We start from the raw sequence: 12,049 nt of genomic DNA, 5'->3' as shown, positions 1-12,049 counted from the left end.
GTACCGGGAGGGGAGGCTGAAGGCGTTCGACGAGGGAGGGCGCAAGGTGTACGATACGATAGCCGGCCGCAGGAGGCGGCTGGGGCTGGCCGCCTAGGCCGTCCGGAAAAACGTCCGCACCCCCCTTTCCCCTCCAAAAAGAAGAAAAGCCTGCATTTCGGTACAATATCGAAAAAAATATTCAGATTCCTTACCGTATGAGATAAGGCCCTGCAGCATCGCGATCAGGCGACAAGCTCCAAGGGCGAACACGGGTGGAGGTTCGCTCACTGACGGTTTCCACACTTTCACACACCGCGAAAGTCGGATGGCGTATACTCGCATCATATGACGGCATCCAAGGCGAAAGCGAGGCCCTATGAAATACGACGAGCTGAAAGACGAGATCAAAGCCGCAATGAAGGCGAAGGACAAGCCGCGGCTCTCCATCCTGCGCCAAGTGCACGGCGAGATCAAGAACATCGAGGTGAACGAGCGCCGGGAGATCACGGACGCCGACGTGGACGCCATGCTCAAGCGCCTCATCAAGCAGACGCGCGAAACGCTCGACGGCTCCATCAAGGCCGGCAACGACCAAGAGCGCACCGACACGCTGACCGCGCAGGTGGCCATTCTGGAAAGCTACCTGCCCAAGCAGGTGTCCGGCGACGAGCTGGCCGCCCTTGTGGACGAGGTGCTGGCCGAAACGGGCGCGTCGACGAAGCGCGACATGGGACGCGTCATGGGCGCGCTCACCCAGAGAACCGGCGGCAACTTCGACAAAGCCGGCGCCGCCGCGCTACTCGGCCATAAACTGGCGTAGCGCCCTTTCGACTGCCGCCTAGGGCGCGCAGGGGCACGGGACGCAAAAAAGGGGTCGTCGAGTGATCGACGACCCCTTTTTTCACTCTCGGCTCCGATCAGCAAAAACGCACATCACCCGCAATTTTTCGTTTTGTCCGTATCCCAGCTCTGAACAAGTTTCAGCAAATCGTCTTTTTTGTGAATGTCGAGTTTCCGGTACACATGCGCGATATGAGAGCGGGCAGTGCCGTCAGACACAAAGAGAGTCTTTCCGATATGAGTGCGCGTATAGCCTTGCGCAAGCAGCTCCATCACCTCGCGCTCGCGTTTCGTCAGCCCATACGTATCGGCTATGCCATTATATATCGTGTCGAAACGCTCCTCGCGAGCTCGGATAAGCTGCTCGGCATGCTCGTCCTCCTTCGCGTTGTACACGGTTCGGAAACTTGAGAACGTGGCGAACAGAAGCGCCGCATACACCACAAGCAACGCAAGCGAATCAACCCCCGCGCATGCGACAAGAGGGCCAGCCGCGACCATGCCGACCAGCCACCCCGTCAAAACGACCGCCTTCTCGCTAAAGCAAAGACGGGTTTCGCTCAAGCCAAACGTCTCTTTCAAGCCAGAAAGCTGGAACGACGAGAGGAATATCCACACAAGCCAGATAACCGTTGAAGCGATTTTCGACAGAGCCCGCGATCCCTCGTCAAAAAACGGAAGAAACAGCAGCCCAGCCAACACAAGAGGCATAACGGGCAGAAATCCGTAGAGATTATCTTTAGCCCGAATGCAAAACAACATGAAAGAGAAAACCGCCACTGCGGCCACAACAACCATCGTTGGCGATATTGGCCCCACGTTCGTCCCACCCAAAACGCCAATACCAACTCCGATGAGCATGCGGGATGCATAAAAGCGGATTAACGCCGTCCCCGACTGCACCTGGCGCTCGCGATGTATGTTCGAGAAGCGAACAAGGCCAGCCACCAGAAACAGCGCGGAGAGAGCACGCGCAATCGTTTTCAGCACATCGAGAGACACGTCAAGCGCTGCGGAAGCCAAAAGCAACACGAGTGAAAGAAACACCGAAGCCAACGCGGTTATCGCCACGTTCTTTCCCGCAGTACGCTTATCAAGCGATGCAAACGCGAACCCCCACAGAAGCACAAGAGCGACGATGCTGCAGCCGGTCAGCAAAGAGAACACCGTCTCCGTCTCTGGCGAGAACGGAACGAAGCCTACTTCTATGACAAAAGAGGTTGCATTCACAAAAAGGACAACAAACGAGATGACCACCCGAAAACCATTTCGCTCGAACAGCCGCGAAAGCACCGTGGCCAATACGGCAAGCAGAGTCGCGATGGGGATGCTTGCCCAATACCAGCTATCGAAAGAGCTCTCGGCTCCCGCCGTCGTCGATTGGTCAAAGCCGATATACAGCATCGAGGCCCAATAGAGCGAGGCCCCCGAGATCAAACGGGCATCGACACCGTCAAGCGCCTTAAATGTGTACCTCTTCATAGGAATCCCTACCCCCGTCCCTCCCCGTCGCCCATTATCGCCAAAAACTCACACACAGCCATAAGTCTTTCGTCTGATTTTGCCACAAACCGGGTCAATCATGCCATTGGGCAGATGAACGCCCTTCTTCATATGGAGACAATCGACTTCGCAGGAAACCCTGCAAAGCAAAGAGACAAGGAGGAGGAAATGAACGAAAACTCAAGCAAAAGGCCGGGCGTATCGCGTCGCCAATTCATCGGGGGAGCGGGCGTGCTCGCAGCTGCAGGGGCGCTTGCGGGACTAACCGGATGCGCGCCGAAAAACTCTTCCCAAGGTGCCACGTCGGACACAGTGACGTTCTCGTTTCCCGACACGGTTCAATGGAATGCGGAATACGATGTCGTAGTGGTCGGATGGGGCGGCGCCGGCTCTGTCGCCGCCATCACAGCAGCCGAAGCGGGCGCGAACGTGCTACTCGCTGAAAAAGCCCCTTACGGCGACGAGGGCGGCAACACGAGGTACTGCGAGCAGTTCTTCTGCATTCCGAACACATACGAAGATGGCGTGGCCTTCTTCTCCGCTATGGCCGAAGGTTTTGATTCTGCCACAGACGAAGTGATCGATTTCATGGCGAAGGGCTCCACGGAAATCGGCGAATGGCTGCTTGCTCACGGCGCCACCACGTTCTCCCCCCATGCTGCCGGAGGGGAATCCTCTCCCGACAGCATCGTTCCTGCGGAAATGGCTACATGGGCGTACACCGCAGAAGACGGTTCCACCATGATGAGCGAATACCCTGTGTGGCCAGACGGAACGCCGATGAACGGACGCGTCAACGAGTTCCACCAAGTTGACGAACCGGACGACGAAAAGAAGAAGTACTGGAATCTTCTGCGCACAAACGTCGTTGCCCTCAAGGACTCCATTGACGTGTGGTTTGAATCCCCCGCCGTGCACCTTGTGCAGGATCCGTTCTCCAAAACCGTGGTGGGCGTCGTCATCAAGCGCGACAGCCAAGAGGTGTTCGTGCGCGCCAAAAACGGCGTGGTGCTTGCGTGCGGCAGCTTCGAAGCGAACGCGCAGATGATGCAGAACTTCACTCAGCGAACCAACTCCCTGCCCATCGGCTCGCTGTACAACACGGGCGACGGTATCGTCATGGGCCTCGAGGTGGGCGCGGACCTGTGGCACATGGACGCACTCTCTGGTCCCTGGATCAAACCGAAGTATCACGATGTGGAACGAGCCATCCTCAGTGCAAACATTGCCGGCCAGCGCGTCACCAACGAGGGCAACTGCATTTACGTGGGCGGCGACGGCAAGAGGTTCATGGACGAATCGGGTTGCAACAAACACGGCCACGTAAACATCGGCGGCACTTGGATGAGCCAACCGCTTCCCAACGTTATGTGGGCCATCATGGACAGCACGGCGCGCAACGGACACGGCACCATTGCTGCCGTCGAAGAAGCGGAGCTCATCGAATGCAACTCCGTAGAGGAACTGGCGCAGGCCATCGATCTCGATCCCGCCACGCTCAAAGCCACCGTGGACGAATGGAACGGCGTCGTGGCATCGGGCGAGGACAAGCGGTTCGGACGCCTGAGCAGCTCGCTTGCCCCCATCGAAACGGCACCGTTCTATGCGCTGCGCATGTACCCTGCGTGCGTTAACTGCCAAGGCGGGCCGAAGCGCAATGTCGAATGCGAAGTGCTCGACACGAACGGCAACCCCATTCCCCATCTTTACTCCGCCGGAGAGCTCGGATCGTTCTGGGCTGGTGTGTACATTTGCGGAGGAAACATCGCGGAAACCGTGTACTCAGGCCGAAAAGCTGGCGAGAACGCAGCTAAAAACAAGGACGACCTCGCGCCAGTCGAATTGACCCTTGCGTCATCAAACCCGCAGAATCTTGGCAACGACCTCGACGAAACCGAGAGCGAAGCGCAAGTGGAACTGGGCGAAAACGAATACCTCGGCACCGGACAAGGACTGCACGGAGACATTCAGGCAAAAGTGACCGTAATCGATGGCAAGGTTACCGCCGTGGAAGTGGTCAAGCAGACCGAAACGCCCGACGTGACCAAAGACGTCTGGACCGTTATGCCGCAAGCCATGATCGAAGCTGGCACTGCAGAGGTCGACACCATCACAGGAGCCACTATCGCAAGCGAGGGCCTTATCGCCGCCGTGGAAGATGCCGTGGCGCAATCCAAGTAGCCCAGCTGCAACAACCGTTTGCAACTGATGGCACCCATCCGGCAGGCGCATCCCCTCCCTGCGCCTGCCGGAAGCACTTGCGCAACCCAGCACGAACGTCTCCGACGCACCTTTGAAACGTCATCGCATCTGCACGGATCGTCGCGAATGCAAAACCGCAAATGAAGCAGCCTGGGCTTTGTCCGCGCTCCACCTCTTTCCACGCAATCCTCATTCGCCTCTATGCAGCCACCAAGCAGCGAATGCGTTCGCAGTCCCCCCTGTCGGTTCGGAAGCATGCGGAACCCTGCAGAAAACGCGATGCGCCTCGCACGCCCGATGCCGTCCGGGCGCGCTTGTGCGCACCCGGACCTGCGGCAAACCGCGCACGGCAAGCGCATGCCGGCATGCGCTTGCACGCGCAGCCTAGTAATGCGCCAAGTCCTCGTCCTTCACGCGTCCGCGGAACGTGCGGTAGATGATCACATGGTAGACGAGCACAAGCGGCAAGCCCACGCACGTGATGATGGTCATCCACATGAGCGTGAGGTCGGACGATGCGGCGCTCATCGCCGTGATGGCGGGGCCTACGCTGTCAGCCGAGGCCATCACGAAGTTCGGGAACATCGAGGCCGCCAACAGCAGCACGAGCAGCGCGCACGACGCGGACTGCGCGACGAACGCGCCCAGGTCGCAGTCCTTCTTCTTCGCGAAGAACACCGACGCGACCATGGCGACCACGAACAGGGCGGCCAAGAGCCAGCGCACGACGCCGAGCGCGGGATCCATCGGCGCCTGAACGCCCACAAGCGCATACACGCTCACGACGGCGAACAGAACGAGCGACACCACCTGAAAAGGAAGGCGCAAGCCGGCCGCACGCGTCTGCACCTCGCTCGGCTTCGGCGCCTTGAGGGCCAGCCACGACGCGCCTTGCGCCAGAAACATCGACAACCCCAGAAGGCCGCACAGCAGCGTGAACGGCGTGACGAGGCCCAACAGCGGGATGCCCGCGTAATCGCCGTTGGCGTCCATCGGAATGCCCGCATAGATGTTGCCCACCGCAACGCCCAGCAGAAGCGCCGGCAGCAGCGACCCCACGGTGAAGCATGCGTCCCACGCCTTGCCCCATTTGGGGTCGTGGCCGCGGTACTCAACCGACACCGCGCGCACGATCAGACCGAACAGCACGAGCATGACCGCCAGATAGAACCCCGAAAACGTGGTGGCGTACGCCGCCGGAAACGCCGCGAACAGCGCGCCGCCCGCGGTGAGAAGCCACACTTCGTTGCCGTCCCACACCGGCCCGATGCTCGTGCGCACGACGGCCTTCTCCTTGTCGTTCTTCGCGACGAACGGATACAGCACGCCCGCGCCCAAGTCGAACCCATCAAGCACGAAGTAGCCGGCGATGAGCACGAAGATCAGGAGGAACCAAAGTCCCTGGAAGAACGTGATATCCATGACTACCTCCCTTCCTTCGCAGCAGCGGGCGCGTCGGCGGCCAGCGCGGGAGCCGCGCCAGCGGTCGCGCTTCCGGTATCGGAGGCTGTCGCGGCATCCTCAGCCTCGACAACCGGGCCCTCCTTGATGAAGCGCCCCATCGTGCGCGCCCACGCCACCATGAGAAACGCGTACACCGCCAAGAACAGCACCATGGTGATGAGAAGCTCGACGTTGCTCACGGACTGCGAGACGCCGTCGCTCACAAGCAGGTTCACACCCTCCGGGCTGGTGGCCGAGGGGTACACCACCCATGGCTGACGGCCGAGCTCGGCCGTGAACCAACCGCACTGGATGGCGATGAGCGGGAACAGCGGCGAGATGAGCACAAGACGCTGCAGCCACTTCATGTCTTTGATCTTGCCGCCGCGCAGCGTGAACACGAGCACGAGGATCACCGTGAGGGCGATGAGGCCGAACATGGCCACCATGAGGTGGTACGTCTGGAACACGGCGTTCACCGGCGCCGTCTCAGGATCAATCGCGCCGTACTCCTCGGTTTCGGCGAGATCGTTAAGGCCCTGATACTCCGTGTCCCATTCGCCCGTGGCGAGGAAGCTCGTGCCGCCGGGAATGGCAAACGGCGTGATGACCTCCTGGCTCTCCTCGTCAACCCATCCGAAAGCGTACAGCGGAGGCACTTCGGAGTCGTACATGCCCTCCATCATGGCCAGCTTCGTGGGCTGCTCCTCGGCCACCGTCACAGCCGACGCGTGAGCCGTCACCAGCATGAAGCACGTGGTGACGATGCCCACCACGGCACCGATCTTCATCGTCTTCATGGCGAAGTCGGTGTGGCGCTTTTTGATGAGGTACCACGCAGACACCGCCATCGCCACGAACGCGCCCATGATGAGCAGCGCCACGACGGTATGCGAGTAGCGCGGCCACACCGAGGGGTTCGCCGCCGCAGCGAAGAAGTCGGTGATGACGGCCTTCGAGCCATCGGCGGACAGCTCCGCGCCAGCCGGCGTCTGCATCCACGAGTTCGCGATGATGATCCACAGGGCCGACAGCGCCGAGCCGAACCACACAAGCCACGAAGAGACTAGGTAGAACTTCGGCGAAACGCGCTTGCGGCCGAACAGCAGCACGCCCAAAAACGTGGACTCCAAGAAGAACGCGAGCAACGCCTCGGCGGCCAACGGCGCGCCGAAGATGTCGCCGACGAACCTCGAGTAGTCTGCCCAGTTCGTTCCGAACGAGAACTCCATCGTGATGCCCGTGGCTACGCCGAGCACGAACGTCGCGGTGAAGATCTTCACCCAGAACTTGGTCGCCGCCGCGTCTTTAGGATCGCGCGAACGGTAGTACCGCGTCTCGTTGATGGCAAGGATAAGCCCCAACCCGATGGTCAGCGGCACGAAGATGAAGTGGTACGCTGCCGTGCAGGCGAACTGAACGCGCGCCAGCAAAACAGGATCGGAGAAAATATCCATCGCACACCCCCTTACTCTCGTCTGAACCGACAAATGTCCTCTGACCGGCATTGTAGCACGTTCTGTTGCTAAAATGTTATGAATTGAATGCCAATTTTAGGCAAGAAAGGGATGAAGTCGCGTCGCGAAACGATTGCGCACGCTGCTCGCCCAATTCGCGGAGCAATGAGAAACGGCCCGGACGAACCGCACGGCGAGATCATGCTCAGCCATTCAATCGCGCTGGGAACGAGGACGGGAAGCCGGAAGCTTCAGGTGAATCGCGATGCGAAAGAAAGAAGGCGCAGAACGAGCGTCGCTTTGCCCCATCGCCGAGGAGGACAACGACCCAAGCGACATTACGGCACATAGAAAAGGCCGAAAGCCCAACGAGCATTGCAGTCCACCCTCCGGCATATACGGCAAGAAGAGCGCGATCACGTGCCGAGCGACACCGAATTCAAAACGACGCTCCATCCCAATGCATCCCGCGAAAATCGGAGCGCTTCACGTGAAGCGTTCCACGCTCCACAAGAGGATGGACGAAGAGAAACGAAGGGGAACGGAGGGGTGATCGGTCGGGGGCCGGGGCTGTTCGCGAACAGCTTTGCCCGCATCCGCTTCGACATTCGAAAATCGCACGTCTGCCGAAGCGGCAAAACGCTTGATTCTCTGTTGGGCCAGAATCGAGCCGCGCCGCACTCGCCAGATGTCAGACCGGGCCTCTTGTGGTCGGGCGGCGCAAGATCCCGTCGGACGGAGGCCCCTGCAGCGCCAATGGGGTTTTACATGGAACGCCCCTCCCTCCCGCTCCGACCTCTCCCCGTCACGCCCGCGCATCGCTCAAACCGCTCACCGAGCGGAGGCTTCTTGCGCAAAAAGGCTGGCCGAGCCTATGCCGATGACGGTTCGGCAGAAACACCCTCGGTTCGTGGCGGGTTTTGACGGAAATCCGCGATCATGATCCTTTCGCACGACCGCTTCAACAAACGCGAAGCCAAACCAGATGGACAATGCCTGATCAGAGAACAGCCCTCTTCTCATACCTTCCAGACGTTCCAAAGCATATAGAGGTTTTCCGTCAAAACCCGCCACGAACGCGATGATTTTGCGCGCAACGACGGAAACGGGGGCGTCTCCTCCTAGAGGGAATGCGCCTCTGCTCGAGCGTCTCGCATGTGACGATAGCCCCGTCCTGTTGTCACACTGCTGTCGCGCCCATGCGACGCTGCCCCATCCCGTTGTCGCGCGCGTCGTTGTTACACGTGCCACTGCCCTGTCCCGCTGTCACGCTGTCCCGTTGTCGCGACCCCCGTTGTCGCGCCCGTTGTCGCGCTGCCGCCCAAACTCGTGCGAACCGCGAGGCATCGTCCCCTGCTGACGCGCGCCGACACAAAGCCGCCGTCTCGGAGCGCGCCAGCGAAAAGGAGGTCTAGCGCCTCATGTAGGGCATTCCGCATGAAGACAAGCGGCAAAAGGGAAGTACGGAAGGCGACGGACAGCCAAGCCGCAAGGCGCAACGAGGCAAAAGCGACGAATGCGACAAAGCGCAACAGAAAGACGGGCCAGCGTCGTCGTGACAAAAGGACAGGGCCGATGTCACGCCGTCGCGGCAGAAAGACGGGGCGGCATCACGTCGTTGTCACGCAAGGCCGCCTTCGTCCTTGAGTGTTTGAAGCGCCCGGTAGGCGGCGCCGTACACGCCGCACTCATTTCCCAACGACAACGCGACGACGGGCGTGTCGCGGCACGCTGACACCGCGCACGAGCGATAACGGGAGCGCACGGCGTCGATGAAGAGATCGGCTCGCTCGGACAAGCCGCCTCCCAGCACGAACACGTCGGGGTCGGCAAAGCACGCCATCTGCGCAAGGCCGAAACCGAGCGCATCGGAGAACCGCTCGAGCGCCGCGCGGGCATGCGGGTCGCGGCGCTCAACGGCATCGAGCACCGCGCGAGCATCGGGAAACACGTCGGCAGCCTGATCGGAGGACGCGACGTCGCCTGCGGCAAGAAGCGCCGCGCGGGCATGGCGCACCAACCCCGTTGCCGATGCGTACTGCTCGAGGCACCCCGCCTTGCCGCACGAGCAGCGCTCCTCCTCGCTTGGATTCACGCACAAGTGCCCCACCTCGCCCGCAGCCCCATGCACCCCCGAGAGCAAGCGCCCGCGCACGACGACGCCCGCGCCCACGCCGGTGCCCAGCGTGACGAGCGCGACGTTCTCGCACTGGCGGTCGTGCGAAGTGCCGCGCCACCGATCGCCCAACACGGCGGCATCCGCATCGTTCAGCACCGCCACGCGCGCCCGCGGGAACAGCTCGAGCAGCAGGGATTTGTACGAGCGCAGGTCGAGATCGATGTGCGGGCACAGCGTGAGCGACTCCTCGGCAGCCACCGCCCCCGGCACGGCCAGCCCTACGCCAACAACCGAACGCCCATCGATGCCCGCCTGATCGAGCAGCGCCCGCATCTCGCGCGAAAGGCGCACGTGCGATCCGTCGGCCAGCACGCTTTGGGAGCCGAACGCATGCGAGGCCACCCGCGAGCCCGCGAGATCGAACACACCCGCCTTCGTGTGCGTGCCGCCCACGTCGATCCCAAGAACGTAGCGTTCGGCGCACTCGGGAGCGACCGCGGCACTCACGGTAGCGACCCCAGCGGCATCCGCACTTGGGGTTGCAGTAACGGCCGCGCTCTCGACCCCGGAATCACCGGCAGTGCCCGAGGCTCCAATACCTGCGGCAGCACCGACGGCCCCAACACCCTCGGCAGCGCTCGCACTCCCAGCAACTCCCGCGCTTCCCGCGCTCCCCGTGCTCCCCGCAGCCTCCGCACTCCCAGCCTCGCAAGCGCGCGCAGTCACAACACTAGCGACGCCGACCGCAGGGCCGGACGCTCCCGCCCCCGCGCCCGCACCAGCATCCCCAAAAGCCCGCACCTCCGCGCAGACGCCCCCAGAAGCCTCCGCATCCGAACTCGCGCCGACGCCCGTGCCAGCCTCGTCATCGGCACCCGCTCTCGCCTCCGCGCTTTCCTCTCCTTTCGCATGCGCCCCTGGCCGGGAGAACCAGCGCGCCGGATCGAGGCGGCTGCCGACGACGAGGCGCACCGCGCCCATCGCCACGGCGAACACGACCACTGTGTCCGCAAGCTTGTCCACCAGCAACGCGCCGAACACCGCAACCGCCTCGGGCGCGCCCAGTCCCCGCAGCACGCTGCCGTACAGCTGTTCAGCCGCCGTAGTCAGCTGGCCGCCGGCCAGCGAAAACGTCAGCACGGTGGAGATAAGCGCCTCCACTACCACAAGGAACAGCGCAGCCCAGCCAAGCGAACGCGCGGTGATGCGCCTGCCCCGCGCGAACGCGGTTCCGTACACAAGCGCGGTGATGGCGCTGAGGGCGTAGTACAGCAGGTTCCCCGCATTACCGAACTGCACAGCCAAGACCAGGTTGTTCGCGAAACCCACGATGAGCGCCGCCGCCGGCTCCAGCAAAACGGCGGCCAGAGCAGTGCCCACGGTGTCGAGCCACACCGGAGCGCCGAGAGCGAGGGCGGCGAAGTACAGCGCCTCGTTGACGAGCGCGCATGCCAGCATGGTGACGCCGTACGCCACCGCCTTCGGATGCGCCTTCGCCCACGCGCGCACGCTTTCGTACGAAAAAGGCGTTCGCCCCTTGAACGGATCGCGCTCGCTAGCGCGGAAATACGCTTCAGCGTCCTCGTCGCGCTGACGCACCTGCTCCAAAAAGCCGCCGGTGATGATGCCGGCGGGCAGCGCGATGACCGCGATGCCGAACAGCGACGAAGCCATGGAAATGAACTTCCCCAGATCGGTGACGGGGTACACGTCGCCGTATCCCACCGTGGTGAGCGCCGTAGTGGCCCAGTACAGCGCATCGAAAAAGTTGTCGAACGTGTTGGGCTCGTTCACGAACATGACAAGCCCGCTCACGAAGATGTACATGAGCGCCACCGCCAGTACCGACAGCAGCGTGTTGCGCTGCGCGCGGAACACGTTCGCCACGATGGTGAGGTTCTTTGAGTAACGGAACATCTTCGTGACGCGCAGCACGCGGAGGAACTTGAGGCTCTCGGGAAGCACGCCAAGCGACGGCAGGATGGCCAGCATGTCGATGATGGCAAGCGGCGTGAACGGATAGCGCGCGAAAACGCGCCAGCCGCCTTTGCCCAGCTTGCCCGCCTTTCCCACTTTGAAATCGTGCGTCATCCACCGCAGGATGTAGTCGAGGAACAGAAGGTACACCGTCACGACGTCGATCATGTTCATGACAGCGGCCATCTGAGGCGTCATGTCCTGCGGGCGAAACATGAGCGGCACGATGCTCAGAAACGCAACCGCTACGATGAACACGTCGTACGCATGACTCACCACGTCGCCCGGGCGGGCGCGCTGCACGATGTTGAAGATTCGCTCTCTCATAGCAAAACGTTAGTGTAGCGGGTCGCAGACAAGTTCGCACGCGAAGACGATCCTCAATGCTTGGTTGAAGGTTGAGAGAGGGATGCGCGACGGTGGATGGCGAGCGCTTCGCACGGGCGCGAGGCATCCTTGAGCGGGCGGGGGCGAAATGGCAGGATCGTTGGGTGGGGAGAGAGGGAGAGGGTGGTCGGTCAGGAGG

The 12,049-nt window shown here is 61.8% G+C and carries 6 protein-coding genes; 2 read left to right on the top strand and 4 right to left on the bottom strand.

What is annotated here, in order from left to right:
- Positions 1-358: 358 nt before the first annotated feature.
- Positions 359-802, top strand: coding sequence for a GatB/YqeY domain-containing protein (locus tag C2L80_RS11560; protein WP_103263247.1), 444 nt, complete (start codon positions 359-361; stop codon positions 800-802).
- Between the two features lie 113 nt (positions 803-915).
- Here C2L80_RS11560 and C2L80_RS11555 read toward each other — a convergent pair whose 3' ends face one another.
- Positions 916-2,304, bottom strand: coding sequence for a helix-turn-helix transcriptional regulator (locus tag C2L80_RS11555; protein ID WP_103263246.1), 1,389 nt, complete (start codon positions 2,302-2,304; stop codon positions 916-918).
- A gap of 189 nt (positions 2,305-2,493) precedes the next feature.
- Here C2L80_RS11555 and C2L80_RS11550 point away from each other — a divergent pair, with 189 nt between their 5' ends.
- Positions 2,494-4,506, top strand: coding sequence for an FAD-binding protein (locus C2L80_RS11550; protein WP_169999074.1), 2,013 nt, complete (start codon positions 2,494-2,496; stop codon positions 4,504-4,506).
- Between the two features lie 405 nt (positions 4,507-4,911).
- On the opposite strand, the gene cydB is transcribed toward C2L80_RS11550, so the two are convergent.
- From cydB to C2L80_RS13955, 3 genes are all read right to left on the bottom strand, one after another.
- Positions 4,912-5,949, bottom strand: coding sequence for a cytochrome d ubiquinol oxidase subunit II (gene cydB / locus C2L80_RS11545; RefSeq protein WP_103263244.1), 1,038 nt, complete (start codon positions 5,947-5,949; stop codon positions 4,912-4,914).
- A gap of 2 nt (positions 5,950-5,951) precedes the next feature.
- The gene (locus tag C2L80_RS11540) at positions 5,952-7,427 is read right to left on the bottom strand and encodes a cytochrome ubiquinol oxidase subunit I (RefSeq protein ID WP_103263243.1); all 1,476 of its coding nucleotides are present in this window, start codon (positions 7,425-7,427) and stop codon (positions 5,952-5,954) included.
- 1,621 nt (positions 7,428-9,048) lie between these two features.
- Positions 9,049-11,850: an ROK family protein gene (locus C2L80_RS13955; RefSeq protein ID WP_157941081.1), complete on the bottom strand. Its 2,802-nt coding sequence runs from the start codon at positions 11,848-11,850 to the stop codon at positions 9,049-9,051.
- Positions 11,851-12,049 lie beyond the last annotated feature (199 nt).

The organism is Rubneribacter badeniensis, from assembly GCF_002899695.1.
In the GTDB taxonomy this organism is placed as follows: Bacteria; Actinomycetota; Coriobacteriia; order Coriobacteriales; family Eggerthellaceae; genus Rubneribacter; species Rubneribacter badeniensis.
This window is presented reverse-complemented; position numbering and strand designations above follow the sequence as displayed.

What these genes read in the sequence shown, in the direction of transcription:
- C2L80_RS11560 (WP_103263247.1), top strand. Translation starts at nt 359, where the DNA reads ATGAAATACGACGAGCTGAAAGACGAGATCAAAGCCGCAATGAAGGCG.
- C2L80_RS11555 (WP_103263246.1), bottom strand. Translation starts at nt 2,304, where the DNA reads ATGAAGAGGTACACATTTAAGGCGCTTGACGGTGTCGATGCCCGTTTG.
- C2L80_RS11550 (WP_169999074.1), top strand. Translation starts at nt 2,494, where the DNA reads ATGAACGAAAACTCAAGCAAAAGGCCGGGCGTATCGCGTCGCCAATTC.
- cydB (WP_103263244.1), bottom strand. Translation starts at nt 5,949, where the DNA reads ATGGATATCACGTTCTTCCAGGGACTTTGGTTCCTCCTGATCTTCGTG.
- C2L80_RS11540 (WP_103263243.1), bottom strand. Translation starts at nt 7,427, where the DNA reads ATGGATATTTTCTCCGATCCTGTTTTGCTGGCGCGCGTTCAGTTCGCC.
- C2L80_RS13955 (WP_157941081.1), bottom strand. Translation starts at nt 11,850, where the DNA reads ATGAGAGAGCGAATCTTCAACATCGTGCAGCGCGCCCGCCCGGGCGAC.